A 26,611-nucleotide genomic window follows, 5' to 3' on the forward strand; every position below is an offset into this window, starting at 1 on the left:
AAGTCCCATGTCTAGTTGTCGGAACGAGCGGTGCGGACGGGCCTGCTCAAGCGCTTGCCCTCTGGCGGTTCGATCTGGCCGGTCGACGGATCGTAGCGGTAGGGCGAGCCACTTGGGGAAACCGGGACTGCCACCAGCCCCCGTCCCACGAGTTCGTCGAGATCGGGCGGCGGTGCGCCGAATTGCGCTTTGTACTGGGCGATCAGGTCCTCTAGACGCACGAGGTCCCGCTCGATCCGGAGTTCGAGCAAACGCTCCTCGAGCCTTTCGCGAAGTCCCGGTTCGTCCGTCGAGAGCAGGAGGTTCTCGAAATAGGCCACGGCAGCATCTGCCTGCCCGGCAGCTGATGAAAGGCGTGCAACCATCTCACGCACAAGATTCGGCGCACCCGGGACCGCTGCGGCCCGCTGGAGGTAGCTCGCGCCCGTGGCGAGATCGTTCCGCTCGTACCAGTGGTTGAAGGCGAGGTAAAAAGGAAGCTGCCAGCGATCCCCGACGTTGTGCATGCCCTTCGCGAGGATGGCATCCGATTCGTCGAGCCGTTTTGCCGAGTTGAGGGCGACACCTGCCGCCTGGTACGCATAGCCGTAGAGTGGATCCACGTCGGTAATCAGGTCCGCGAGTTCGAAGGCCTGTGGCAGACCGTCGCGCATTGCTTCAGGGCTGCCAATGTATTGCACGAACCGTAGCCAGTAGGCATCCGCCAAGGTCACCTGCTGGCCAAGCGCAAGCAGACGTACGCTCGGGCCATCGGGGAGAAAAAGGCGGTAGCCACCATCAGTGCCAGCGTCGGCCTGGCGGGCTACGAGGATACGCTGGGCCGAATAGGCCGCGTAGCCTGCGGAAACGATGGTGACCATGACAGCGAGGTGCTGGAGGAACGCCCTGGGCATTTCGAGGATGATGTCCGATGCGCAGCTCTGGAACAAGAACGGAGCGATCGAGCCCCTGCCAAAGGAGACTCGACGCAGACGCAAAGGGCCGGGTCGCGAGCGACCCGGCCCTTTCCGAGGCGATGGAATGCTTGCTTAGAAGTCGTCCTCGGGGGTAGCGAGGAACGTGCGCTCAACGTTGTTGGTCTCGTCGGCGGCGATGCTCCAGGCCTCAATCGACGCGTTGGTGCAGATCGCGTTCACCGCAGGCGGAACGGCGGCGGCGGTGGGCGCGGGCTTGCCGTAGATCCAGCAGGAAACGTTCGTGTCGCCGCTGCCGTCAACGTCACCCAGTGCAGTAATCGTGAAGTCGGTCGCACCCGGCGCTGCCGCAGTCGTGTCGACGTCGTACTGGAAGTAGACGCTCCCTTCGGGCTGCCACGCGATGTCGTCGAAGCCGGTGCCCGTCGGATCGCCCCAGGCCGACTTCGCCACGCCGGGAAGCGCGGCGGGCAGCGTGGTGGTCGGCATGAACGAGTCCTTGCTCGCCTGGTAGGCGATCTCGCTCGTGCGGATCGCCGCGACGTTGACCGAACCCTCGCTGCGCTTCGTGCGCAGCTGGTACTTGAGGAAGTTGGGAATCGCGATGGCGGCAAGAATGCCGATAATCGCGACGACGATCATGAGCTCAATGAGGGTGAAGCCGCGGGCTGCCTTCTTGAACATCGTTGTTCTCCTTGCAGGTGTCGAGCCGCTCGGAACCCAATTGTCGGTGCCACGTGGGCACGATCTCAGCCTGGGGCCGCTCGGTTGTAGAGAGCATGGAGCAACTCTCGTGCCGACGCCAATTTCCTGAAAAGGGGCGCCAGGGGGCGGGAGCGGGCCATGTCCTGCGCCCGCTCTGCCTGTTTGCGGCAGCAGCAACTTCCCCGGTGACGTAAAACGGCAATCGCTCGCTTGTTGCTCGTACCCGCAGCGCTCGGTAGAGTTTGTGGCTGATCTGCACCTCATGCTTCATGTGGGACTATGACGCCAATTCTTGAAACGGTAGAGCTTACCAAGACCTACAAGGTCGGGTTCCGCCGCCGGGATCTCACGGCAGTGAAGCAACTGAGCCTTTCGGTGAGTGCTGGGGAAATTTTCGGCTTTCTCGGGCCGAACGGTGCGGGGAAGAGCACCACCATCAAGATGCTGGTCGGACTGACCTACCCTACCTCAGGTGGCGCGAGCATCTTCGGCCACCGAATCCCGTCGCGTAAGGGTAGGGAGCGGATGGGCTTCCTACCGGAACATCCCTACTTCCATGACTTCCTCACGCCTTGGGAGGTCCTCGCTCTGGCGGGCCGTCTGTGCGGGCTCTCGACTGCGACTTTGCGGGAACGCTCCGCCAAGCTACTCGAGCTGGTGGGGCTCCAAGCCGCACAGGATCTGCCGTTGCGCCGATTCTCAAAGGGCATGCTGCAGCGCATTGGCATCGCCCAGGCGCTCATCAACGATCCCGACCTCGTGATTCTGGATGAACCGATGAGCGGCCTCGATCCGATGGGGCGCAAGGATGTACGCGAAATCATCTTCCGCCTCAAAGAGGAGGGAAAGACCGTCTTTTTCTCCACACACATTCTTTCCGACGTTGAAGCGATCTGCGACCGCGTCGGGCTGATGCTGGGCGGTGAGCTCCGAGAGATGGGTCGGTTGGACAGCCTGCTTTCGGCGAACACCCGGGGAATCGATGTGGTGGTGGCCGCGCTGCCGCCCGCTCTTGCCGCGACGATCGGCGAGCTTGCGAAGCGTACGGTGCCAAAGGGCGATGCGACCTCACTCAGCTTCGAGACAGAGGATACAGCTGATCGTGCGATCGGGCTCCTCGCCTCCGCCGGCTTACGCATCGTCTCCGTCAACCGGCACCGGGAGACGCTCGAGGACCTCTACGTCCGTCGCGCCAACGAGACCGGAACGGCCAAGCCGCGTGGGCCCAGCCTCCATCCCACGAGCTGATAGATGCTCGATGCACTGCCAATCTGGTACGCCCTCGTTGTTGCCTTCCTGTTCGGAACGCTGGTCGGTTCGTTCCTCAACGTGGTGATAGCTCGTGTGCCCACGGGCATGTCGGTGGTGAAGCCGCGCTCGCGATGCCCGGGTTGCGAGCGCCCGATCGCGGGCTACGACAACGTCCCGATCGTCTCGTGGCTCCTGCTCCGCGGACAGTGCCGTCGTTGCGGGATCCGGATCTCGCCTAGGTATCCCTTCGTCGAACTAGCGGTTGGTCTCCTGGCGGTCGCCGCTGTTCGCCAATTCGGTCCGAGCTGGTGGGCTGTTGCGGCGTTCGGCTTCCTGGCGGTGCTGGTGGCTCTCACCTACATCGATCTGGACCACTGGCTGCTACCTCGTTCGATCACGATACCGTTCATCGCGATTGGACTTGGCGTGTCGCTGATCCCGGGAGCACCTGGGATCGCCTCGTCGGCGATGGGGGCCGCCGCCGGATTCGCCGCGTTCGTCGTGCTCGGCTTCCTCGCCGAGAAAATTCTCAAGAAGGAAGCTCTCGGCGGCGGCGACGTCTGGCTGCTAGCGATGATCGGTGCCTGGCTCGGCGTCGAGTCGCTGCTGCCGGTGGTGCTTCTCGCCTCCCTGCAGGGTGCGGTGATCGGCGGCTTTCTCCTGATCGCCGCCCGGCGGCGCCAGCAGGCTACGGCGATGGCGCCCCCGAAGCCCACCGGCGACGCGGACCTCGACGACTGGGTTCCGCCGGAAGGTGCGGTTCCCTTTGGGCCCTTCCTGGCCCTCGGCGCGGCGGAATACCTCTTCTTCGGTGAGCGCCTGGTCGACTGGTACCTGGGCCTGCTCGCCGGAGGCTGAAAGCGTGGCGTCGCCCCGGCTTTCGCTGCGGTGGCAGATCGCGATCTGGGCGGTGGGCTTCGGCCTCGTCTTTGCCTCGCTCGGCTTTGTCGGTACGGCCCCGCTCGTCCAACAGGCGGCGCTGCGGGGCAGCGCTGCGCCGATGCTCGCGCTGCTCGCCGGCCTTTCGGCGCTCGCGGGCCTCGCGCTGGCCTTCGCCGTCTACGCGCTGCTGGTCCGCACCGTGGCCCGGCCTGCGGATCGCCTCCTCCGGGCCACGGAGCGCATCGGTGCGCAGGGCGGCGCCCCCACGCTCGTCGCGGAAGAGGGCCCGGTCTTCACCCGGCTGGGAACCGCCTTCGATCGAATGAGTGGTCGCCTCCTCGAGGAGCAGCGCCGGGTCGAGGCGCAGCTCGACGAGCTGCGCCGCGTCAACCGGGAGCTCACCCTAGCGCGGGACGCGATGGTCGCTCAGGAGAAGATGGCGATGGTCGGCCGCCTCTCCGCGGGCATCGCCCACGAGATCGGCAACCCCCTCGCCGCCATCCTGGGCTACGTGGAGGTGGCCCAGACCACGCCAGCAGGCCGCGGGCTGGCTCCCATGCTCGAGCGGATGGAGCAGGAGGGCCGGCGCATCGACCGGATTGTGCGGGACCTCCTCGACTTTGCCAAACCGCGGCCCGCGGACAACCTCCAGCCGTTGGAGGCGGAGCTCGTGGCCCGACGAGCGGTGCGCCTGGTCGAAGGGCAGGGGAGGTTCCGCGGCGTCGCCGTCTCCTACGACTTCGCCCCCGGCCTGCCACGCGTCATGGCCAACCCCCACCAGCTGCAGCAGGTGCTTGTGAACCTCCTCGTCAACGCGGCGGACGCGATGGCGGGCGCCGGCACACTGGTCGTCGGGGCCCGGTTCGATGGTCGCGCCGTTCTTCTTTCCGTCCGCGACCGGGGCCCCGGCATCGACCCCGCGGTCCTGCCCCGGCTCTTCGAGCCCTTCTTCACCACCAAGGATCCGGGCGCGGGCACCGGCCTCGGGCTGGCGATCTGCCATTCGCTCGTGCAGGCGATCGGCGGCTCGATTGCCGCAAGGAACCATCCCGACGGCGGCGCCGTCTTCGAGGTGCGCCTGCCCGTGGTAGAGGAGAGCAAAGCGCCCCCGGCGCGGATCGGCTGACCACCATGGCGTTCCATCACCTGCTCGTCGTCGACGACGAAGAATCGATGCGCCACGTCCTCCTGCTCCTCCTCGAGCAGCGGGGCTACGCTGTGCGCGCCGTGGGCTCCGCGGAGGAAGCGCTACAGGAACTCGAGAGCCGTCCCTACGACGTGGTGATCACCGACGTGCGGATGCCGCGCATGAGCGGCATCGAGCTGGTGCAGCGGGGTAGGGCAGCCTCCCCCGAGACCAGCTTCCTGGTGATGAGCGCGTACGGTTCCGAGGAGCTGGCGATTGAGGCCCTCAAGGCCGGGGCCTTCGATTACGTCTCCAAACCGTTCAAGCCGGACGAGCTCGCGATCAAGCTCCGTATGGCCGAGGAGCGGGAGCGCTTCCGCAGCCAGGTGCAGCGCCTCAAGGCCGAACTCCACGAAGAGAAGGGGCTGGACGCGATCATCGGTCACAGCGTCGCCACCAACGATCTCGCCCGCCAGATCCGCCGCATCGCCCCAGTGAAGACCACGGTGCTGATCACCGGGGAGAGCGGCACCGGCAAGGAGCTCGTCGCCCGCGCCCTCCACGAGCTCTCCCCGCGCAGCAACCAGCCCTTCGTCGGCGTGAACTGCGGCGCCATCCCGGAGACGCTCATGGAGAGCGAGCTCTTCGGGCATGTAAAGGGCGCCTTTACCGACGCAGGCCGAAATCGCAAGGGCCTCTTCGCGGAGGCGGACGGGGGCACACTCTTCCTCGACGAGATCGCTGAGCTCTCGCCGCAGATGCAGGTGAAGCTCCTCCGCGTGCTGCAGGAGGAGGAGATCCGCCCAGTCGGCGAGTCGCGCAGCCAGAAGATCGACGTCCGCGTGGTGGCGGCCACGATGAAGGACCTGCAGCGGGCGGTGGCCGATGGCTCGTTCCGCGAGGACCTCTATTACCGCCTCAACGTCGTGAACCTCGACCTGCCGCCGCTCCGTGCCCGCACCGACGACATCCCGCCCCTCGTCCGCCACTTCCTGGGCAAGTACAACGCCCGGCTGCGCCGGGAGCCGCCTGTCCGCCGGATCTCCGACGAGGCGATGGCGCTCCTGCGGAGCTATCCCTGGCCCGGCAACGTCCGCGAGCTGGAGAACGCGATCGAGCGGGCGCTTGTGCTTGCGGAGGGGGAGGAGCTCGGCCCGGAGGCCTTCGATCGGCTCCGGTCCGCAGAAGCCCGGTCGTCGCTGGCGAAGGGGGGGAGGGCGGTGCTGCTCGACGACAGCGAACTCTCGATCAAGCAGGCCGTGCGCCGAATCGAGGAGGAGCTGATCCGGCGCGCCCTCGAGCATACCGGTGGCAACCGGACCCGCGCCGCACAGGTGCTGGAGATCAGCCACCGGGCGCTGCTCTACAAGTTGAAGGAGTTTAGAATTCGCTGACGCGTGTGAGTGCATGTCTCCCATGGATATGGGGTGCGCAAGAGAGCGTGTTGCTGCAGCTGCGTCGAGGCTCCGCTTCGCGCGGCCGGGAACTTGACCCTCGAACGGTCTCGCTCTAGTGTCGCGCGGCTTCGCTGGCCGCGAGAAAAGGCGGTCCGTCCGGTCGAGCAGGGGGGCTCGGTTGGACGGTGGGCGGGCGTCCGTTGCCGGGGGGCGACCGGTGGGTCATCCGCTTATAGCGGGAGAAAAATCCCCAAAAGGCTCGCGGACCTACAGGAATTTTGCACCTTTCTGGGGCGGTGCTAGGATGCGCCGCAGTTGCACGAACAGCGGCGAGGATCGCAATGGCCAAGGGCAAGCTGGCGCTGGGACTCGATATCGGGTCGAGCTCCGTCAAGATGGTCCTGCTCAAGGAGTCGAAGCGCGGCTTCGAGCTCGCACATTTCGGCATTGCGCCGATCCCTTCCGAGGCGATCGTCGACGGCGCCCTGATGAACTCGACTGCCATCGTGCAGGCGATCCAGGAGCTGGTCGCCGCCCAGAAAATCAAGCACAAGGAAGTGGCGCTTGGCGTTGCAGGCCACTCGGTGATCATCAAGAAGATCCAGCTGCCGGTGATGAGCCAGGAGCAGCTGGATGAGGCAATTGCCTTCGAAGCCGAGCAATACATCCCGTTCGATATCAAAGACGTGAACATCGACACCCAGATCCTCACGCCGCCGGGTGACGAGGCGGACGGGGTGATGGACGTCCTTCTTGTCGCGGTGAAGAAGGACATGATCAACGACTACACGTCGGTGATCGCCGAGGCGGGCCTTACTCCAACGATCGTGGATGTCGACGCCTTCGCGGTGCAGAACGCCTACGAGACCGCCTACGGGATCCCACCTGGCGAAACGGTCGTGCTGATCAACGCCGGCGCCTCGGTGGTCAACATCAACATCCTGGCCAACGGCATCACTTCCTTCACTCGCGACATCACGTTGGGCGGCAACCTCTTCACCGAAGAGATCCAGAAGCAGCTCAACGTCTCGCATGACGAGGCGGAGGCGCTGAAGGTCGGTGGCAGCGCAGGTGGTGACGCGGACGCGGTGGTTCCCCAGGAGGTCGAACGGGTGATCCAGGGCGTCGCCGAGCAGATGGCCGGAGAGATCCAGCGGTCCCTCGACTTCTACGCGGCTACCGCTGCCGATGGCCGAATCAGCCGCGTGCTCCTCTCCGGCGGTACGGCCCGCATCCCCGCGCTGCAGCGCACCATCGCGCAGCGCTGCGGTGTTCCGGTCGAAATTCTCAACCCCTTCCGCAACATCGAGATCGATCACCGTCGCTTCGACCCCAAGTACATTCTGGAAGTCGCTCCGATGGCAGCGGTTGCGGTTGGATTGGGCCTTCGCAAGCCCCACGACAAATAACGGTCGCCAAGGCTCACGCCAGCGAGGCTGCGCATGATTCGGATCAACCTCCTCCCCGTCCGGCAGGCAAAGAAGAAGGAAGCGGGCCAGAAGCAGCTCGCCATCCTCGCCGGTTGCGTGCTCGCGGTGCTGGGCGGCAACTACTTCTGGTACTCGAGCCTCGACTCGACCCTTACCGAGAAGAAGCAGGCGGTCACCAAGCTGCAGGCGGAGATCAAACAGCTCGACCAGATCATCGGCGAAATCACGAACATCAAGAAGGACCAGGCGGATCTCGAGGCGAAGCTCGCGGTCCTGGATCGCCTGCGCAAGGGGCGCACCGGTCCGGTGAAGATGCTCGATGCTCTCGCCACGCTGATGCCCGACCGCGTCTGGCTCCGCGAGGTCGATGAGAAGGGTGGCACGCTCACGCTGCGCGGCGCCGCCATCACCAACGAGGACCTGGCGGATTTCATGCGGGAGCTCAAAAAGAACGCCTTCTTCAAGGAGCCGTCGCTGAAGCGGGCGAGCCAGGTCGACGACCGCGATGCCGGCTCGCGGGTGATCCAGTTCGAGCTCTCCTGCGCCATCAATTATTCGGCCTGATCGGCTGCAGCACGAGGATTCCATGGAGCAGCTGATCGACAAGATTGCCAAGGCGCCCTGGGGCACGAAGATCGGCATCGTGGTGCTCATTGCCGCGGTGACCACCGGCCTCAACTGGTACCTCTTCACCGACGATCTCGAGATGCAGATCGAGCGGACGGAGGAGCAGCGCAAGAAGCTCGAGGGCGACTTCATCGACAAGCAGCAGATCGCCGACAACCTCAACGAGTACCGGCGGCAGAAGGAGCTCCTCGAGCAGAAGCTCGAGGCGGCGCTGCAGGAGCTCCCGCAGGACAAGGCGATCGACGAGCTGCTCCGCCAGATGAACGACGTCGGCGTGAAGGCCGGCCTCGAGATCACGGCGGTCGAGCCGCAGCCCGAGAGCAAGGAGCAGTTCTTCGCCCGGATCCCAGTGAAGATGAAGGTCGCGGGCAACTATCACGAAGTCGCGGTCTTCTTCGACTCGGTTGGCAAGCTCAAGCGCATCGTCAACGTCACAGACATCAAGTTCGCGCAGCCGACCAAGCGCAACGAGAAGATGGTGCTCGCTGCCGAGTTCCAGGCGACGACCTTCCGCTTCCTCAAGCCGGAAGAGATGGCGCCGCCGGCGAAGCCCAAGGGAGCGAAGTGATGCGGAGGCTCGATTTTCTCGCCGTGACGCTCGGCGCCATCGCGCTCGCTGGATGCGAGGACGCGCCGAAGGCCCCGCCGAAGCCCGCGGCCCCTGCTGCGAAGGCCAAGGCGGCGGAGCCCGCAGTCGCTGCCGAGGCGGCTGCTGCGGGTGAGCAGGCGCCGATCGTGGCTGAGTACGTTTATACCCCCATCGGCAAGCGGGATCCCTTCCGGTCCTTCTTCGACTCCTTCGAGCCGGTCGAGCCGCAGCAGAACGTCGACGCGAAGTGCGGGCTGCTCTGCCAGTTCGAGCTCGACCAGCTGCGCCTCGTCGCTGTGGTCTCCGGCGTGGCCAGCCCGCTGGCGATGGTCGAGGATCCGGACGGGCGCGGGCACATGGTCCGGCGGGGCAGCCACGTCGGCAAGCGCAGCGGCCGCATCTCCGACATCCGCCGGGACCGGGTGGTGGTGACGGAGCTGCTGCGCAACAAGCAGGGCCAGATTCTTCCGGTGCAGACCGAGATGCCGCTCCGCTCGCAGGATGGCACTCGGGACAAGCCGAGCAACGAACTGATCGATCTCAGCATGGCGGACGGCCGCTGAGCTTCGGCACGGCGCGCAGGTTGGAAACGGGAGCTTTCGGATGAGCCAGGTCTTCAACAAGGTGGGAGCTGCCGTCGGCGCGGCGGTGCTGCTGCTCGCGGCCGGAGCCGGTGCTGCAGGCGCGCTGGACCCGAACGTGGTCGTCCAGGAGCTGCGGGAGGGCACGGCTGCGAGGCCTGCCCAGCGGCTGGTGGATGCGAAGGTGCGTTCGGTCGGCGGCGGCACGCGGATCGACCTCGTCGCCGATGGCGGAGTCGGTACTTACGAGCTGGTGGAGCTGGCGAATCCGCCGCGCCTCGCCCTCGACCTGCATGGCGTGAAGATTGCGCCACGTTCGGGCAAGTCGCTCGGTGCAGGCTCGATCCGCGGCGTCCGCTACGGCGAGCACGAGGGCAAGGTCCGTGTGGTCATCGACGCCGCTGCCGATGCGCCGATGCCGAAGTATCGGATCGACCGCACGGCGAATGGGCTCGCGGTTCGGTTCGAGGGAGCGGCGGTGGCCGTAGCCCCTGCCGAGGCGCCGAAGGCCGGCCGTGTCGTGGTCCGGGACGTGGCGTTTGCGGGAGAGGGGGCCTCGCAGGTGGTCGGCGTCGAGCTCTCGAAGCTCGCCGGCTACGAGGTCACCCGTCCCGATGCCAACACCGCCGTGCTCACCGTGAAGGGGGCGACGCTCCCCGCGGAGCTGGTGCGCTCCCTCGACACCGCCGCGTTCAACGGCCCGGTGCGCACAGTCTCCTCTTTCGTCGACGCCCGCGATGGCTCGGTGAAGGTGGTGGTCTCCCTCGCGCAGGCTGCCGAGGACAAGGTCTCGGTTCAGGGCTCGAAGCTCAGCTGGTCGTTCGATGCGAGCGCCCTCGCCGAAGTGATCGACGAGTCGGGTAGCGTGATTCGCAGCGCGCCGGTGACCGCCGCTGCGGCGCAGGTTGGGCAGGCGAGCAAGGGACAGTACACCGGCCGCCGCGTCTCCTTCGAGTTCAAGGATATCGACATCCACAATCTGCTCCGCGTGATTGCGGAGGTGTCGAAGCGGAACATCGTCGTTTCGGACGACGTGAAGGGCAAGATCACCGTTCGGCTTCGCAACGTGCCCTGGGACCAGGCTCTCGACCTGGTGCTCAAGACCAAGGGGCTCGGCAAGGAGACCACCGGCAACATCATTCGCATCGCGCCGATGCAGCAACTTGCGGCGGAGCGTGATGCCGCTGCCAAGGCTGCCGAAGCCCGGGAGAACTCCGAGCCACTCAAGGTTCGGATCATCCCGGTAAATTACGCTCTCGCGAAGGACGTCGAAGCCAAGGTCCAGGATCTGCTCACGAAGCGCGGCTCGGTGACGATCGACGACCGGACCAACACACTCATCGTCCGCGATATCCAGGACACCCTCGGCCGTGCCGAGAGTCTGGTGCGCACCCTCGATACCCAGACGCCGCAGGTGCTCATCTCGGCCCGCATCGTCGAGGCCTCCTCGAACTTCAGCCGCGATGTCGGCATCCAGTGGGGTGGAAACCTCACGGCTAGCTCCGCGCTGGGCAACAGCACGGGCCTCGCCTTCCCGGCGGAGGCTTCGGCCCGCGGCGGTGTGCCTGGGGCGTTCGGCGGTGGCTTCGGCGTGCCGACCCAGCCGAACTGGGCCGTCAGCCTCCCCGCTGCGATCGCCGAGAACCAGGGTGGCGGCATCGGCTTCTCCTTCGGCTCTGCAGGCAGCGCCGCGATGCTCAACATGCGGCTCACAGCGCTCGAAACCGAAGGTGTCCTGAAGACGGTTTCCGCTCCGAAGGTCACCACGCTCGACAACAAGGAAGCGATCATCGGGCAGGGCATCTCGATCCCCTTCTCCCAGGTCTCCGCTGCCGGCGTGAACACGGTCTTCGTCGAGGCGAAGCTCGAGCTGAAGGTTACGCCGCACGTGACCTCGGACGGCTCGGTGCTCCTCAAGATCAAGGCGACCAACAACCAGCCGAACGACACCCTCACCGGCGCCAACGGTCAGCCTTCGATCACCAAGCGCGAGGCCGAGACCGAGGTGCTCGTGAAGGACGGCGACACTACGGTCATCGGTGGCATCTACACCCGCAAGACCGCCGAGAACCTCGCCCAGGTCCCCTTCTTCGGCGACATCCCGATCCTTGGGTGGCTCTTCAAGAGCCGCAACGTGGTCGACGATCGCACCGAGCTGCTCATCTTCATCTCGCCGACCATCGTGAACCGTGACGCCTCGGTCGTCGTCGGCAACTGAGTCCCGTACGGAGTCTGCAATGCGGAAGAACCTGATTCGTATCGGTACGGCGCTCGCCGGCTTCATCGCGGCGACCCTCGGCCTTGCGGCCTGCGGCGTCGACAGCAGCCCCTCGATGACCATCGAGGGCTTCCACAGCATCAAGCTGGAGGCGGACGGCTGCACGTTCAACACCGACATTATGAGCACCGGCGGCACGTTCGACGCCGGGGCGTCTGCCCAGGGTGGCGGCGAATTCTTCACCTGGATGCGCATCCACAACTCGATGCAGTCGACCGCTAGCGACGAGGAGTGGGAGGAGCGCCAGGACACCAACTGGATCCAGCTCACCGAGGTTCGCATCCGCTACCAGAACAAGGGTGCGTGGTCCTTCCTCCCGGCGAAGCGCACGATCCCCACCGGCATCGTGATCGACAGCTCGGCTGAGCTCTACAAGTCGGTCGCTCCCTTCGACCAGGCGATGGCGCAGCTGATGATCGACGGCGCGAACGGTGTCGCTTCGCCCATCCCGAACCCGGGTGACTGCGCCGACCTGATCGTCACGATGCAGGCTGCCGGCGTGATGGGCGACGGCAGCGACATCGAGTCGAACGAGATCGACTACACCGTCTCGATCTGCAACCAGGTCGTGGGCTGCCCCGCCGGCTGGATCCCCACGGGCTGCTCCTTCGTCCAGCCCGACGGCTTCACCTGCGAGGAGCCCGAGGCTCCGACCGGCGGCTGATCGCACCACACGCCGTACCCACCACCGCCCGGGCTGCTTGACGCGGCGCCGGGCGGTTCTGTAGCTTGCGCCCGCGTTTGGCGCCGGGAGGGAGCCTGGATGGGGTTTCGCGAGAGCCTCGAAGAGGTGTGCGCAGTCGAGGGTGCGGTCGCTGCCAGCGTGATGGGCTTCGACGGCATCGCCATCGACACCGTGACGCCAGCTGCGCCCAGCGTGGACCTCGAGGCGCTGCTGGTCGAGTACGGCGGCATCCTCTCCCACGTGAAGCAGGCCGCCGAGATCCTCCAGACCGGCAAGGTGAACGAGCTCTCGGTGGGCACCGACCGCCTCACCACGCTCCTACGCCCGATCAACCCCGAGTACTTCCTCGTCCTGGCGATGACGCCGGACGGGAACCACGGGAAAGGTCGCTACCTGCTCCGCGTTAACGCTCCCAGGCTGCAAAACGAGTTTTGATCGGGTAAAGGGCTCAATCCTGCCCGGCAGTCAACCGGCCGGCCCACCGCGCATCCCGCGGGGCCGGCCCTGTAGATCCGAGGAAGCCGCCAAAGGCTCCCCGCACGAGAGGCTCAGATGGCCGACATCATCGATACCAGCGCGTTCCGGAACGGTCTCAAGATCGAGATCGACGATCATCCGTACGAAATCGTCGAGTTCCAGCACGTGAAGCCGGGCAAGGGCGCGGCCTTCGTGCGGACCAAGTACAAGTCGCTGCTGAACGGCAACACCCTCGAGAAGAACTTCCGCTCCGGCGACAAGTTCGTGAAGCCCGACATCGAGGAGAAGTCGATGCAGTTCCTCTACAAGGAGGGCAGCGACTACCACTTCATGGAGCAGAAGACCTTCGAGCAGACCTTCGTTCCCGAGGAGAACCTGGGCGACGCGAAGAACTTCATGAAGGAGAACACCGACGTCCAGATCCTCTTCTACCGGGGCAAGGCGATCGGCGTCTCGGTGCCGAACTCGATGGACCTCAAGATCGTCAAGTGCGACCCGGGCATGAAGGGCGACACGGTCACCGGCGCGATGAAGCCTGCGACCCTGGAGACGGGCTTCGTGGTCAACGTGCCGCTCTTCATCGAAGAGGGCGAGACGATCAAGATCGACACCCGCTCCGGCCAGTACCTCACCCGCGTCACCGGCTGATCAGAAGCCGACGCTGGAAGAGAGAAGGGCGGACCTGCTCGCACCCCGAGCGGCTCCGCCCTTCGTCGTTCCTCCCGCCCGCAAGCTCCCGCCCTCCTGCAGCGCTCCCGCCCGCAAAGCGCACGCCAAGAATGACGCACCGCGTCCCCTAACCCCGCGCCGCGGCTGCGGTTTGCGCAACAAAACGCTGGCGCCCACGGCGTCCCTCCGTAGAATGCGCGCCCTGTAACGACTGCCGGCCGGCGCCCCCGCGCCACGAGGCCGCGTCTCCGCAGGAGGGGACCTTGGACGTCGAAAAGCTCAAAGCGATCGTCGCCGCGCTGGAAGGCACGGAGATCACCCGCTTCGACTACAAAAACGGCGAGGAGCGCCTCCTCATCCGCCGTGGCCACGAGCCGATCTACACCCACGTCGCTGCGCCCACGATGCAGATGGCGACGCCGATGCCCGCGCCTTCCGCCGGCTCGATGCCCTCGAGCCCCGGCATGGCCGCTGCCCCCGGCGCCCCCGCCGCCGCAGAGAAGCCCGCTGCGCCCGGCATCATCGTCACCTCGCCCTTCGTCGGCACCTTCTACCGCTCGCCCTCGCCGGACGCCCCGCCGTTCGTCGACATCGGCCAGTCGGTGCGCAAGGGCCAGGCGCTCTGCATCGTCGAGGCGATGAAGCTGATGAACGAGATCGAGTCGGAGGTCGCCGGCAAGGTGGCCGAGTGCTTCGTCCAGAACGGCCAGCCGGTGGAGTTCGGCGAGCCGCTCTTCCGCATCGAGCCCGCGTAAAAGGCCAAGGGGACCACCCGTGTTCAAGAAGGTCCTGATCGCGAACCGCGGCGAGATCGCGCTTCGCGTGATCCGCGCCTGCCACGAGCTCGGCATCGAGACGGTGGCGGTCCACTCGACCGCGGACGCCGAGTCGCTGCACGTGCGCTTCGCCGACCAGGCGATCTGCATCGGCCCTCCTTCCTCGAAGGAGAGCTACCTGAACGTCCCCGCGGTGCTCTCCGCCGCGGAGATCTCGGGCGCCGACGCGATCCACCCCGGCTACGGCTTCCTCTCGGAGAACGCCGAGTTCGCCGAGGTGGTGCAGAACTGCGGCCTCGCCTGGATCGGACCCAGGCCGGAGATCATCCGGCTGATGGGCAACAAGGTCCGCGCCCGCGAGGCCGCCACCGAGGCGGGCCTGCCGCTGCTCCCGGGCAGCAAGCAGGCGCTCAAGGACGCCAACGAAGCCGTGGAGATGGCGAAGAAGATCGGCTTCCCCGTCATCCTCAAGGCAGCTGCCGGCGGCGGCGGCCGCGGCATGAAGATCGTCCGCGAGCCGGGCATGGTGGCCCAGGCGTTCAACACCGCCTCCGCGGAAGCGGTGGCGGCGTTCGGCGACGGCTCGATGTACATCGAGCGCTACGTCGAGAAGCCGCGGCACATCGAGATCCAGATCGTCGCGGACGAGCACGGCAACGTGGTGCACTTCGGTGAGCGCGAGTGCTCGGTGCAGCGCCGCCACCAGAAGCTGATCGAAGAGGCCACCTCGCCGGCGCTCACCCAGAAGATGCGCGAGAAGATGGGCGAAGTCGCCGTGAAGGCGATGAAGCGCATCAAGTACAACAACGTGGGCACCATCGAGTTCCTGATGGATGAGCACGGTGACTTCTTCTTCATGGAGATGAACACCCGCATCCAGGTGGAGCACCCGGTCACGGAGCAGGTGACGGGGATCGATCTCCTCAAGGAGCAGATCCGCCTCGCCGCCGGCGAGAAGCTCGGGCGCACCCAGAAGGAGATCGAGTTCCGCGGCCATGCGATCGAGTTCCGCATCAACGCCGAGGATCCGGTCACCTTCGCCCCGTCGCCGGGCCGGATCACCGGCTTCCACACGCCGGGCGGGTACGGCGTGCGCTTCGACACGCTGGCCTACGAGCAGTACAAGGTGCAGCCCTACTACGACTCGCTGATCGCCAAGCTCATCTGCACCGGCCGCGATCGCAACGAGGCGATCGATCGGGGCCGCCGCGCCCTGAACGAGCTCGTGGTCGAAGGCATCAAGACGAACGCCGCCTTCCACAAACAGGTGCTCGCCTGGCCGGAGTTCCTCGAGGGCAACTACGACACCCGCATCGTCGAGCGGATCCAGCAGCACGCTTCCCGCAAGCCGATCGAAGAGACGCCCTGAGCCAACGAGCCAAGGGCCAACGAAGCGGCCGGCCGTCCCCCAGCGGGAACGGACCGGCCGCTCTCGTTTCCACCCGGCCCACGGCGCGCCGCACCGCCTGTAGCAAGGCGCACCTACACCGGGAAGATTGGGCGGCTGCCTTCGACCCGCACGCAGGGTCCGGATTGGCCCGCCCGACTTGCCTTGACGGCGCAAAACCCTTCCCTTACGCTTCCAGCCTGCCGCCGCTGCTCAAGGGCGCGCCCAAGCCTTTGAAACCGTTGCCGAATCTGGTCCCCCGGCCGGATGGGGTAGGGGGTACCCCTGGCAAGCGGTTCGCGGCGGCGTGCCTCGCCTCGCAGTCTTCGGCAGGACGGGACTCCGATCGCCGATGGACAAGACGAAGATCACCCAGGTAGCGACGAAGTTCGTCCAAAAGGGCCAATACGACAAGGCCATCGCGGAGTACCGCCGGATCCTCGAGAAGGACCCGCGGGACGTCCGTTCGCTCCTCAAGATCGGCGAGCTCCAGCAGAAGAAGGGCGACAACGACGCCGCGGCCTCGACGCTGCTCGACGTGGCGAAGACCTACGCCACGGACGGCTTCTTCCTGAAGGCGGTGGCGGTCTACAAGCAGGTGCTCAAGCTCGCGCCCGGCCGCGTGGACGTGATCTTGCGCCTCGCCGAGCTCTACCAGCAGCTCGGCCTGATGTCGGACGCGATGGCGCAGCTCCAGGCCGCCGCCGCCCACTACGAGAAGTCGGGCGATCCGAGGGAATCGGCGGAGATCGTCCGGCGCATCATCTCGATGGAGCCGGAGAACGTCGCGCTCCGCCTGCGCCTCGCGGACCTCCTCGCGAAGACGGACAAGTCCGCCGACGCGCTCAAGGAGCTGCGCAGCGCTGCGGAGAAGCTCCGCGGCTCGAGCCGGATCGAGGACTACCTCCGCGTCGGCGAGCGCATCGTCCAGCTCGATCCGAAGGACCAGGATCTGGGCCGCGAGCTGGCCCACGCCTACGTAGCGAAGAACGACATGCGCCGCGCGCTGGAGCGGCTGCAGATCTGCTTCCAGGCGGATCCGAAGAACACCGAGACCCTCGACCTGCTCGCCCGCGCCTTCGTCGGCGTGGGCCAGCGGGCGAAGGCCGCGTCGGTCTACAAGGAGCTCGCCCGGGTCCACCGCGAGCGCGGCCGCGGCGCCGACGAGCAGGCTGCCTGGCGCAAGGTCCTCGAGACGGCGCCGGACGATCCGGAGGCCCGCAGGGCGCTGGGCGGCGGCCCCTCGGCCCCGCCGGTCGCGCCCCCGACGGCCCCAACGGCCCCGACGCAGCGCCCAGCAGCCCCGCCGCGCCTCGAGGTCTCCGCTGCACCGCTGCAGCCCGCCACACCGCCACCTCCGCCGCCGTCCGGCTCCTGGCCGACGGCAGCTGGTCGCGTGCCGGTGGTGCCCCGCGCCGAGCCCTCGCAGCCCCGCCGCGTCGACGTGCCCCGCGCCGAGCCCTCCCAGCCCCGCCGCCTCGAAGGCTCCGCCCCCCGCGAGCTCTCCTGGCCCGCAGGCTCCCGGCCCGAGCCCTCGCAGACGAGCGCCGTCGGCGCCACCTCGCCGCTGGCCAAGCTCCTCACCGAGACCGACGTCTTCGTGAAGTACGGCCTCTCCGACAAGGCCCGGCTCCACCTCCAGCGGATCTTCGCCCTCGATCCCGAGTGCGTCCCCGCCCACGAGAAGGCGGTCACGCTCCTCCGCGGCCGCGATCCCGCAGGCCTCCTCACCTCCCTCGCGGCGCTCGCCCGCCTCTGCGTCCGCAACGGCGAGATCGAGCGCGGCCGCCCGCATTTCGAGGAGCTCCGCTCCCTCGCGCCGACGCACGCCGAGGTGGTGAACCTCGGGCCGATCTACGCCTCCGCCGTCCCGGTGCAGGAGATCGACGACGACCTCATCCTCGCCACCGGCGCGGAATACGGCGAGAACGGCCTCCCCCTCGCGGACGAGCCGCTCCTCCTGCCCATCGACGGCGGCGAGGAGCAGGTGCTCCTCGAGGCCGGCGCCGTCCCCGCCTTCGCCCCGGTGAACGAGGACGCGCTCTTCGCCCTGGCCGGCGCCCCTGCGGACGACGTGGTCGACGAACCGCTCCTGCAGGCGCCCGAAGACGAGCCCCTCGCCACCCGCTCGGCCATCGAGCGGCACGAGGCGGCGCTGGCGCTCCTCGCCCGCGACGAGCGCTCCCACGGCCCCGCGGACGAATCGACGATCGACGTCGAGGTCGTCGGCCCCGAGCAGACCATCGATCTCGTCCTCGATTCGGGCGACGCCCTCGACGACGACGTCACCCGCGCCGCGCCGGACCTCGGCGACGCCGAGGGCCGCACCGAGCTCGCGCTCCTCTCCGTCGCCGGCTCGACCACGCTGGCCCACGACGCGGAGCTCACGCCCTTCGCACCACAGCACGACGGCCCCACCGACGAGATCGACGTCGACGCGATCACGGCGCGGCACGAGGGCCACGACGGCGTGCACACCCCCGGCCTCTCCTCCTGGCCGGCGGAGCCGGGCCTCGCCCCTGAGCCGTCCGCGCGCCCGCGGCAGAACCCCGCCAACCCCTGGCGCGTGGGCGACCGCGAGCTCTCCTCGATCGTCACCGAGCTGGACGAGGCCGAGTTCTACCTGCAGCAGGGCTTCCTCGACGAAGCGGAGGAGCTCTTCCGCGCGGTGGATCGCCGGGTCCCCGGCCACCAGCAGGCCGCTGACCGCCTCGCCGAGATCGCCGCGCGCAGGCGCGAGCAGGAGGCGGAGCTGGACCAGACCCCCGGCGCCGAGGCCACGGTCTTCGATCGCGCCGCCCCGCCGCAGACCTTCACCGGCACGCCGGCCCTGGACGACGCCCTCGCGCAGGGCTCGCTCACGCCGCCGCCGCTCCTCGCCGAAAAAGAGGAGCTCTTCGATCTCGGCGCAGCCCTCGCCGAGGAGCTCGGCGAGGACGAGCCCCTCGCCGCGGTGGAGTCCTTCCAGTACAAGGCCGAGGACGTCCTCGAGGAGTTCAAGGCCGGGGTCGCCCGCACCGTCCGCCCCGAGGACGTGGACACCCACTACAACCTCGCCATCGCCTACAAGGAGATGGGGCTCCTCTCCGACGCCGTCGACACCTTCGAGCTCGCCCTCTCCGGCTGCGAGGGTGAGCCCCGCGCGGTGGACTGCGCCACGATGATCGGCATCTGCCACGGCATGCTCGGGCAGCACGAGCGCGCGGTGGCGGCCTTCGAGAAGGGGCTCGAGGTGCCGGGCCTCCAGCCGGAGACGGAGAAGGCGCTTCACTTCGAGATCGCGCAGGCGTACGAGGCTGCCGGCCAGTTGAATGAAGCCCTCGCCGCCTTCGGCCGCGTCGCGCGAATCGACGGCGCCTTCCGCAACGTGAAGGCGGAGATCGCGCGGCTGGTGGCGGCAGGGGCGGTGCCCAGGCAGATCGAGCCGCCGCCGCCGGTGGACCTCGCAGCCCGCAGGGCCGGTAGCCGCTAGGAGCCCGATGGATCGCAGCGCCGCCACGCCCCTGGACCGCCGGGCGGCGCGTCCCTCCCGCCCGGGCATCATCGGATGCGCTCGCGTGTTGGCACCGCCGGCCCCCCTGTCGCACCTGCAGGGCGATAGCGTTCGGCGCAAGGGCCCGAGAATCTCTCCGAGCCCGCTCCGTCGAACGAGGGGCATGCACCATCCGACTGCTCCCAGGAGGGGCCTGGACCGCCCGCCGTGGTCCGCCGCAACGCCTTGAAGAGCCGCTGGGCCCTCCGCTTCCTGCTCCTCGTCGGCGCCGCAATGGCTGCCGTCTCGCTCGTGTTGCGCACGAGCTGGGCGGGCAACCAGCTCTGCACCACGGCGGCAGGCGTCCTCACCCGCCTCCTCGGGCAGGAGGTCGCCCTCGAGCGCTGCGAGCTGGAGCCGCTCGCCTCGACGCTGGTGGTGGAGGGGATCCGCGTCGGCGGCGGCACGGACGAGCGCCCGGTCTTCTCGGCCAGGCGCCTGCTCGTCGACCTGGCGCCCCTCGCCTTCGGCCGCAGCCTCGGCATCGAGCGGGTGGAGATCGACGAGCCGGTGCTGGACCTCACCCTGCGCCCGGGCGAGGACGACGCCCCCGACGACGACGAGCCGGCAAACGAGGGCTGCCTCGACATCCTCCGCCGCGTGCACGTGGACGAGCTCGAGATCCGCGACGCCAGCGCCAACCTCGTCCTCCCGGACGGCTCGGCGGCGGTGGTGGAGCAGCTGGGGCTCGAGGTGCAGCGCACCCGCCGCAGCTACGACGCGAAGCTCGCCCTCACCGGCGCCTCCTTCACCACCGGCGAGACCCGGATCCCGGTGGACGCGCTGCAGGCCGAGGTCCGCCTCGACACCGATCTCGAGCGGCTCGGCGTCCGCAGCCTCGACCTCGAGGGCGCCGGCACCACCGCGTCGGTGCGCGGCAGCCTCGCCAACCTCTGCCAGCCGGAACTCGCCCTCGAGGCGACGATCGAGGCGGCGCTGCCCACCCTGGCCGCCGCCTTCGCCCCGGGGATGGAGAACGTGGCGGGCGCCGCGACGATCCGCGCCACGGCGAAGGGCAGGGCCGCAGGCCCGAAGCTCGCCGCCGCGATCGACCTCCGCGACGTCGCCTTCGAGGAATTCGACCTCGGCGACATCGACCTCCAGGCCTCCGCCGCCCTGGCGGAGAAGCGCATCAGCCTGGACGCGCTCACCTGGCCGGTCGGCGCAGGCAAGGCGATCGTCACCGGCGAGATCCTCCTCGAGGAGAACCTCCCGGCCCGCGTCGACGTGCGCACCGAGCAGCTCAAATTCGAGGAGCTCCTCGCGCGCCTGCCGGTGAAGAACACGCCGGTGCAGATGACGATCGACTCGGAGCACCACCTCGAGGGCCAGCTCGCCGGCGGCCTCGTGCTCCAGGGCCACAGCCTCCTCTTCATCAACGGCTTCCGCGTCCGCAACGTCCCCTGGCACCAGAGCGGCGGCCGCACCATCGTCGAGATCCCGAGCACCGCCACCCTCGACACGAAGGTGCGGCTCACCCCCGCCGGCATCTCCCTCGATCCGGCGCGGGCCACCTACGGCAAGGGCACCGAGCTCCTCTTCAACAGCACCCTCGGCTTCTCCCAGGACGACGGCATCTGGATCCGCGTGCGCGCGCCGCACTTCGACATCGCCCACATCCGCTCCCACGTCGCGGGGATCCCGCTGGGCGGCGCGGGCGAGATCAACGCGATCGTCGACGGGCCCTACTCGAACCCGCTCATCGAGGGCGATCTCGATCTCCAGGAGACGAAGCTCTTCTCCGCGCAGCTCGGCCACGTCCGCTCCCACGTGCGCTCGCTTCCCGGCGAGGGGTTCATCGATTTCCAGACCTTCACCGGCAGCCGCGGCGTCACCACCTACGACGCCACGGCGCAGCTCCTCCTCGGCGACGGCGATCCCCACTTGAAGGCGAACCTCTCGCTCCGCGAGGGCGGGCGCCTCGGCGATCTCTTCGACGCCACCGCAGGTTTGGTCTCGCCGCTCGCGTGGCTGCGCGATCAGCTCGACGGCACCGTCGCCTCCGCCACCGCCGCGGTGGAGGGGCCGCTCCCGAACATCCAGGCGCAGGGCGAGATCCGCGCCCGCGCCGTCACCTTCATGGATCGCCCCTTCGACACGCTCGCGGCGAAGCTCAGCGTGCCGGACATCTCCCGCCTCCTCCTCGAGGAGGTGCAGGTCACCCGAGGCGGCGGCAGCGCGGATGGCAGCGGCGCGATCCTCTTCCCGAAGGACGGCGAGCCCGGCGTCGACGTGGCCCTCGCCGCGAAAAAGCTCCCCCTGCGCGATCTGATGGGCTCCTTCGGCGAGTGGGCGGACCTGCAGGGCGAGGTGGGCGCCCGCGGCACCATCCGCGGCCCGATCGCGCACCTCGACATCGGCGGCGAGCTCTTCGCGGAGGAGGTCTCGGCGAAGGGAGTGAGGCTCCGCCCCACGCGCCTCTCCCTCGAGACCCAGGGCGATCAGGTGGTGCTCCGCGGGCCGGTCGCCGGTGCGGGCACGGTCTCCGGCGTGGTGCGCCTCGACGACGGCCTGCCCTTCGAGGCGACGCTGCAGCTCGACGTGCCCCGCGTCGATCGCTTCCTCCCCGAGGAGATGCGCATCGGCGGCCAGGTCCGCGGCGCCGCCTCCGCCTCCGGCACCCTCGCCTCGATCACCGACGCGAAGGGGACCATCGACCTCGAGCGCCTGGCGCTCCTCCTCGCCGACTACCGCCTCGAGAGCCAGGGGCGCACCACCCTGCAATTCGACGCCGGCGCCTTCGTCCTGCCCGCGCTCCGGCTCCGCGGCGAGAACACCGAGCTCTTCCTCGCCGGCACCCGCTCGGCCCGCGGCGCCCTCGACCTCCAGGCGCAGGGCAACTTCGACGCCCGCATCCTCGACTCGCTGGTGCCGCAGATCGAGCACGCCAACGGCCTCGTGGAGATCAAGGCAGCGGTCACGGGCACCGGCGAGCGGCCGGTGCTGGTGGGTTCCGCGGACGTGAGCCGCGGCGCCTTCCGGGTGAAGGCCCTGCCGATCCAGGTGCAGCGCCTCTCGGGCAAGCTCGCCTTCTCGCAGAACCAGGTGGTGGTGGAGGACGCGACCCTCACCGTGAACCAGGGGCGGGCGCGGCTGCGCGGCGCGGTCTCGCTCTCCGACTTTGCGCCCGATCGCTTCGACCTCACCCTGCAGGGCGACCGGATCAGCTGGCGCAAGCCCGCCGACTGGCCGGCGGTGGTCTCCGGGCGGCTCCACCTCGGCGGCGCCTGGCCGAACGGCCTGCTCCTCACCGGCGAGCTCGACGTGGATCGCCTCCGCTACGCCCGCGACCTCGAGCTCGAGAAGATGATGCTCGACTTCCGGCAGCGGGTCCGCCAGCCGCCGGGGCCGAACGACGTGGAGCGGATCCGCCTCGACATCGACCTGGTCGGCGGCGGCGACATGCGCGTCGACAACAACCTGGTGAAGGCGAAGCTGCAATTCGTCGCGCCGCCTGGGGGCGGCAGGCCGCGGCTCAAGCTCGTGGGCAACAACGTGCGCATGGGGCTCCTCGGCGCGGTGGAGCTGGTCGACGGCATCGGCTTCTTCCGCGGCAACGAATACCGGCTCACCCACGGCGTGGTGAGCTTCGAGGATCGCAAGAAGATCGATCCGCTCTTCGATCTCACCGCCGAGACCGAGGTGCGCGAGTACCGGGTGGCGGTGCACGCCTACGGCCGCCTCGGCGACGACGCCGACAGCTTCCAGCTCGAGCTCGCCTCCGAGCCGATGCTCGCGCAGGCGGACGTGATCACGCTGCTCACCTTCGGGATCACCTCGAAGGATCTCGACAAGGGCGGCAACGCCTACACCGGCGCCGGCGTCGCCGCCGAGGCGCTGCTGGCGGTCTCGGGCCTCGACGACCACGTGAAGCGCTGGCTCCCCGACACCGAGCTCCTCCTCGATCCCGAGTTCTCGGTGACGAGCCAGTACTCGGAGGTGACGGGGCAGGTGGAGCCGATGGCCACCTTCGAGGCGAAGGTCCTCACCGAGCAGCTCCGCCTCAAGGCGGCGGCGCCCTTCTCCTCGGCGAAGGGGCGGCGCGCCTCCGCCGAGTACCGCTTCAACGAGCGCCTCTCCACGCAGATGGTCTGGGAGAACGAGGAGACCGGCTACAGCGCCGGCGATCTCGGCGTGGACGTGAAGCTCCGGTGGGAGTGGGAATGAGGCGCCTGCTCCTCGCACTCGCGCTCCTCCTCGCCTCGTCTGCTGCGTCCGCCGTGGAGGACGTGCAGCGCGAGGCGGTGCCCGCAGCGGTGGTGAAGGAGGCGGTGCGCGCCGCGGCCGGCGACGGCTGGGCGGAGATGCAGCCGGCGCTGCCGCCGGACGCGCCGCTGGTGGTGGGGGTGGAGATCCTCGCGGCAGCGGGCGAGGAGACCACCGCCCTCGAGCCGCTGGTGGCGCTGGCCCGGGGCGAGCGCCTCTCCCGCCGCGCGGTGCGCCGCAGCGTGCAGCGCCTCTACGAGACCGGCCGCTATGCCAACGTCACCGCCACCGCCCACGAGGTTCCCGGCGGCGTGATCGTGCGCTTCGCCCTCGAGGCGAAGCGCCCGGTGGCGAAGATCGGCTTCGCCGGCCTCTCCCGCCTCGACGAGGCGGCGGTGCGCCGCGCCGCAGGCCTGCGGGAGGGCGTCGAGTTCAGCGAGGATCGGATCGACGCCGCCGCTGCCGGCATCCGCAACGGCTACGCCCGCGTCGGCTACGAGCAGGCGCAGGTCGACGCGATCCTCGGCGGCGGTCCCGCCGGCGTGGAGATCACCTTCGTCGTCCGCGAGGGGCCGCCCACGCGGCTGGCCGGCATCCGCTTCGTCGGCGATCCGGGCGATCCCGCCCTGGTGCGCAAGGCGATCACGCTGCAGCCTGGCGCCGTCCTCGATGTGGCCCGGCTCGAGGCGGAGCTCGACGCCTTGCGCGCCAGCTACCGCGTCGCCGGCTACTACCGCTCCCGCGTCGCCTCGCCCCGGGTCGCGCGGGTGCTCCCCGGCCTGTCCGAGGTGGAGATCGAGGTGCGCGCCGGCCCGCGGATCAGCTTCGACTTCCGCGGCAACGGCATCTTCTCCGACGCGACCCTGCGCGACGCGATGGCCTGGGAGGGCGACGAGCTCCTCGACAAATCGATGGTCCGCGACCTGGCCGAGCGGATCGAGCGGACCTACCGGCTCGCCGGCTGGTTCGACGCCCGCGTCTTCACCACCGAGAAGAGGCGCGACGACGAGCTCCGCGTCATCTTCCACGTGGACGAGGGCAGGCCCCTCTACATCGCCCACGTCGACTTCGACGGAAATGGCGGCCTCTCCGACGCGACGCTGCAGGCGCTCTTCGAGCAGGCGATCCTCGCGAGCCGCGGCACCGAGCCGCTCCTCCTGCCGCTGGCCCGCGGCGAGCTCGACGCCGCCTTCGGCGATGCGGCCCACCGCAGGGACGACGGCCTCGATCCCCTCCACGTCTACGACGAGGAGCTCTACGCCCAGGTGGTCGAGGCGCTGCGCACGCGCTACCAGGACGAGGGCTTCCTCGAGGCGGAGGTCGATCCGGCGCTCCTCTCCATCGACGAGACCCGCCGCGTCGGCGTGGCGCGGATCCCGATCCGAGAGGGGAGGCGGACCCGCATCGCCCGGGTGGAAATCCCCGGCGCCAGCGCCATCGACACCGTCGCCTTCCTCGGCGCGCTGCCCGCGCTGGCGCCGCGGATGCCGCTCTCCGACCCCCGGCTCCGCGAGGCGCGCCTCCAGCTCCAGGCGCTCTACGCCCGCGAGGGCTACCTCTACGCCTCGGTGGAGATCGAGGTGGAGCGGCCGGAAGGCGATCGCTACGACGCGGTGGTGCGCCTCCAGGTGAACGAGGGGCCGCAGGTCCGCGCGGGCCGCATCCTCGTCCAGGGCAACACGCGCACCGATCCCTCGGTGATCGAGGACGCGCTCCTCTTCCGCGAAGGCACGGTGGTCGGCAGCGAGCACCTCGGCAACAGCCAGCAGCGTCTGATGCGCCTCGGCATCTTCCGCACCGCGGCGATCCGCCCCCTGGACGCCGACGTGCCCGAGCCGGTGAAGGATCTCGTCGTCGATCTGCGCGAGCGCCCCAAGCGAAGCCTCGAGGTCGGCGGCGGCCTCTCGATCGCCGACGGCCCCCGGGCCTTCGCGGAGTTCACCGAGCGGAACATCCTCGGCCGCAACCTCGAATTCGGCGCCCGCGCCCGGGTGAACTACCAGGCCTTCCGAGAGGAGGTGGTGGAGATGCCCTTCGAGGAGGGGCTCGAGCGCTACGTCGATCTCGGCCTGCGCTACCCGCGCATCTACGGCCTGCCGCTGGAGCTCGGCTGGCGCCTCGATCTCATCCACGAGCGCGACATCCGCCCTGCCTACGGGCTGACCAAATTCTCGCTCCTCACCGGCGTCGACTGGCCGGCGAGCTCCTGGCTCCAGGCGGTGCTCCTCCTCGAGGTGGAGTCCAATACCACCGCGCGCTCCGCGCAGATCGACCAGCTCTACGGCGAGCTCTCCCGCAGGGATCTGGAGCGCCTCCGCTTCCCCGAGGGCAATACGCTCCTCGGCTCGGTCCGCCCGGGGCTCGTGCTCGATCTCCGCGACGATCCGGTGGCGCCGCAGGCGGGCCTCCTCGCCAAGGTGGAGAGCGATTTCGCCAGGAGCCTCCTCGACGATCCGGTGGAGTTCATCAAGGTGGCGGGCTCGGTCACCGGCTACGTACCGCTGGCGCGCCGCACCTCGATCGCGCTCTCGGTGGGCGGCGGCAGGATCTTCCAGCTCAACGAGAACTCGGAGACGATCTGGCCCAAGCGCTTCTTCCTCGGCGGCGCCGGCTCGATGCGCGGCTTCAGCGAGGACGGCGTGGTGCCGGAGGATCGGCGCCAGGAGCTCCGCGGGCAGATCGCCGACTGCAAGGCGCTGGTCTTCGGCGCCGGCTGCACCGACGCCGCGCGTTTCCTCCAGCAGGGGCAGGCGGTGCCCTCGGACGGCGGCGATCTCTACCTCCTCGCCCGCGGCGAGCTGCGCTTCCCGATCCGCGGCGATCTGATGGGCGGCGTCTTCGTGGACGCGGGCAACCTCTGGCTCGACACCTCGCGTTTCGATCCCATGGAGCTCCGGCCCACCTCCGGCGTCGGCCTCCGTTACGCCACGCCGGTGGGACCGGTGGCCCTGGATCTCGGCGTGAACCTCGATCCCGACGAGGCGCTCAACGAGGATCCCTTCGCGCTGCACTTCAGCATCGGGCTCTTCTGAACGTGGTGGGTACTTGTCGGTGCGCGTCCTACGTCATCACATGGGGTGAATCGGCAGGGTTGCTCCG

19 protein-coding genes are annotated in these 26,611 nt (G+C 68.6%); 17 read left to right on the plus strand and 2 right to left on the minus strand.

Going from position 1 to position 26,611, the window contains the following annotated elements; genetic code table 11:
- Positions 1-11: 11 nt before the first annotated feature.
- Together ACESMR_RS03090 and ACESMR_RS03095 are read right to left on the minus strand one after the other, a co-directional pair.
- The gene (locus ACESMR_RS03090; protein WP_373044953.1) at positions 12-929 is read right to left on the minus strand and encodes a hypothetical protein; all 918 of its coding nucleotides are present in this window, start codon (positions 927-929) and stop codon (positions 12-14) included.
- 99 nt (positions 930-1,028) lie between these two features.
- Positions 1,029-1,598 carry a type IV pilin protein gene (locus tag ACESMR_RS03095; RefSeq protein WP_373044954.1) on the minus strand — a complete coding sequence of 190 codons (570 nt, stop codon included), beginning with the start codon at positions 1,596-1,598 and terminating at the stop codon, positions 1,029-1,031.
- Between the two features lie 300 nt (positions 1,599-1,898).
- Between ACESMR_RS03095 and ACESMR_RS03100 the strand changes: the two genes are divergently transcribed.
- From ACESMR_RS03100 to ACESMR_RS03180, 17 genes are all read left to right on the plus strand, one after another.
- Positions 1,899-2,867, plus strand: a complete 969-nt coding sequence (locus tag ACESMR_RS03100; RefSeq protein WP_373044955.1) for an ABC transporter ATP-binding protein — start codon at positions 1,899-1,901, stop codon at positions 2,865-2,867.
- Between the two features lie 3 nt (positions 2,868-2,870).
- Positions 2,871-3,728: a prepilin peptidase gene (locus tag ACESMR_RS03105; protein ID WP_373044957.1), complete on the plus strand. Its 858-nt coding sequence runs from the start codon at positions 2,871-2,873 to the stop codon at positions 3,726-3,728.
- 4 nt (positions 3,729-3,732) lie between these two features.
- Positions 3,733-4,878 carry a sensor histidine kinase gene (locus tag ACESMR_RS03110; RefSeq protein ID WP_373044958.1) on the plus strand — a complete coding sequence of 382 codons (1,146 nt, stop codon included), beginning with the start codon at positions 3,733-3,735 and terminating at the stop codon, positions 4,876-4,878.
- 5 nt (positions 4,879-4,883) lie between these two features.
- Positions 4,884-6,272 carry a sigma-54-dependent transcriptional regulator gene (locus tag ACESMR_RS03115; protein WP_373044960.1) on the plus strand — a complete coding sequence of 463 codons (1,389 nt, stop codon included), beginning with the start codon at positions 4,884-4,886 and terminating at the stop codon, positions 6,270-6,272.
- Between the two features lie 344 nt (positions 6,273-6,616).
- On the plus strand, positions 6,617-7,684 hold the full coding sequence (gene pilM / locus ACESMR_RS03120; RefSeq protein ID WP_373044962.1) for a type IV pilus assembly protein PilM: 1,068 nt from the start codon (positions 6,617-6,619) through the stop codon (positions 7,682-7,684).
- Positions 7,685-7,717: 33 nt separating this feature from the next.
- Entirely contained in the window at positions 7,718-8,269 is a 552-nt protein-coding gene (locus tag ACESMR_RS03125; protein WP_373044963.1) for a PilN domain-containing protein, read from the plus strand.
- A 22-nt stretch (positions 8,270-8,291) separates the two neighbouring features.
- On the plus strand, positions 8,292-8,900 hold the full coding sequence (locus ACESMR_RS03130; protein WP_373044964.1) for a type 4a pilus biogenesis protein PilO: 609 nt from the start codon (positions 8,292-8,294) through the stop codon (positions 8,898-8,900).
- On the plus strand, positions 8,900-9,484 hold the full coding sequence (locus tag ACESMR_RS03135) for a pilus assembly protein PilP (RefSeq protein ID WP_373044966.1): 585 nt from the start codon (positions 8,900-8,902) through the stop codon (positions 9,482-9,484). The genes ACESMR_RS03130 and ACESMR_RS03135 overlap by 1 nt, the downstream gene beginning before the upstream one ends.
- 40 nt (positions 9,485-9,524) lie before the next feature.
- The gene (gene pilQ, locus ACESMR_RS03140) at positions 9,525-11,720 is read left to right on the plus strand and encodes a type IV pilus secretin PilQ (protein ID WP_373044967.1); all 2,196 of its coding nucleotides are present in this window, start codon (positions 9,525-9,527) and stop codon (positions 11,718-11,720) included.
- Positions 11,721-11,739: 19 nt separating this feature from the next.
- Positions 11,740-12,444: a hypothetical protein gene (locus ACESMR_RS03145; RefSeq protein ID WP_373044968.1), complete on the plus strand. Its 705-nt coding sequence runs from the start codon at positions 11,740-11,742 to the stop codon at positions 12,442-12,444.
- 99 nt (positions 12,445-12,543) lie between these two features.
- The gene (locus ACESMR_RS03150) at positions 12,544-12,900 is read left to right on the plus strand and encodes a roadblock/LC7 domain-containing protein (protein ID WP_373044970.1); all 357 of its coding nucleotides are present in this window, start codon (positions 12,544-12,546) and stop codon (positions 12,898-12,900) included.
- Positions 12,901-13,017: 117 nt separating this feature from the next.
- A complete protein-coding gene (gene efp / locus ACESMR_RS03155) occupies positions 13,018-13,590 on the plus strand; it encodes an elongation factor P (protein WP_373044971.1) in 573 nt (190 codons plus the stop codon).
- Between the two features lie 284 nt (positions 13,591-13,874).
- Positions 13,875-14,366 carry an acetyl-CoA carboxylase biotin carboxyl carrier protein gene (accB, locus tag ACESMR_RS03160; protein ID WP_373044972.1) on the plus strand — a complete coding sequence of 164 codons (492 nt, stop codon included), beginning with the start codon at positions 13,875-13,877 and terminating at the stop codon, positions 14,364-14,366.
- 19 nt (positions 14,367-14,385) lie between these two features.
- Entirely contained in the window at positions 14,386-15,756 is a 1,371-nt protein-coding gene (gene accC / locus ACESMR_RS03165) for an acetyl-CoA carboxylase biotin carboxylase subunit (RefSeq protein WP_373044974.1), read from the plus strand.
- Between the two features lie 370 nt (positions 15,757-16,126).
- Positions 16,127-19,246 carry a tetratricopeptide repeat protein gene (locus tag ACESMR_RS03170; protein ID WP_373044975.1) on the plus strand — a complete coding sequence of 1,040 codons (3,120 nt, stop codon included), beginning with the start codon at positions 16,127-16,129 and terminating at the stop codon, positions 19,244-19,246.
- A 228-nt stretch (positions 19,247-19,474) separates the two neighbouring features.
- Positions 19,475-23,473, plus strand: coding sequence for a translocation/assembly module TamB domain-containing protein (locus ACESMR_RS03175; protein WP_373044977.1), 3,999 nt, complete (start codon positions 19,475-19,477; stop codon positions 23,471-23,473).
- Complete coding sequence (locus ACESMR_RS03180; protein WP_373044978.1) at positions 23,470-26,544, plus strand: POTRA domain-containing protein; 3,075 nt, start codon at positions 23,470-23,472, stop codon at positions 26,542-26,544. The genes ACESMR_RS03175 and ACESMR_RS03180 overlap by 4 nt, the downstream gene beginning before the upstream one ends.
- Positions 26,545-26,611 lie beyond the last annotated feature (67 nt).

It is taken from the genome of Vulgatibacter sp., from assembly GCF_041687135.1.
Lineage (GTDB): Bacteria > Myxococcota > Myxococcia > Myxococcales > Vulgatibacteraceae > JAWLCN01.

Coding starts and splice junctions, on each gene's coding strand:
- ACESMR_RS03125 (WP_373044963.1), top strand. CDS start 7,718: ATGATTCGGATCAACCTCCTCCCCGTCCGGCAGGCAAAGAAGAAGGAA.
- ACESMR_RS03115 (WP_373044960.1), top strand. CDS start 4,884: ATGGCGTTCCATCACCTGCTCGTCGTCGACGACGAAGAATCGATGCGC.
- ACESMR_RS03105 (WP_373044957.1), top strand. CDS start 2,871: ATGCTCGATGCACTGCCAATCTGGTACGCCCTCGTTGTTGCCTTCCTG.
- ACESMR_RS03170 (WP_373044975.1), top strand. CDS start 16,127: ATGGACAAGACGAAGATCACCCAGGTAGCGACGAAGTTCGTCCAAAAG.
- pilM (WP_373044962.1), top strand. CDS start 6,617: ATGGCCAAGGGCAAGCTGGCGCTGGGACTCGATATCGGGTCGAGCTCC.
- ACESMR_RS03145 (WP_373044968.1), top strand. CDS start 11,740: ATGCGGAAGAACCTGATTCGTATCGGTACGGCGCTCGCCGGCTTCATC.
- ACESMR_RS03135 (WP_373044966.1), top strand. CDS start 8,900: ATGCGGAGGCTCGATTTTCTCGCCGTGACGCTCGGCGCCATCGCGCTC.
- efp (WP_373044971.1), top strand. CDS start 13,018: ATGGCCGACATCATCGATACCAGCGCGTTCCGGAACGGTCTCAAGATC.
- ACESMR_RS03130 (WP_373044964.1), top strand. CDS start 8,292: ATGGAGCAGCTGATCGACAAGATTGCCAAGGCGCCCTGGGGCACGAAG.
- ACESMR_RS03180 (WP_373044978.1), top strand. CDS start 23,470: ATGAGGCGCCTGCTCCTCGCACTCGCGCTCCTCCTCGCCTCGTCTGCT.
- ACESMR_RS03150 (WP_373044970.1), top strand. CDS start 12,544: ATGGGGTTTCGCGAGAGCCTCGAAGAGGTGTGCGCAGTCGAGGGTGCG.
- ACESMR_RS03095 (WP_373044954.1), bottom strand. CDS start 1,598: ATGTTCAAGAAGGCAGCCCGCGGCTTCACCCTCATTGAGCTCATGATC.
- pilQ (WP_373044967.1), top strand. CDS start 9,525: ATGAGCCAGGTCTTCAACAAGGTGGGAGCTGCCGTCGGCGCGGCGGTG.
- ACESMR_RS03100 (WP_373044955.1), top strand. CDS start 1,899: ATGACGCCAATTCTTGAAACGGTAGAGCTTACCAAGACCTACAAGGTC.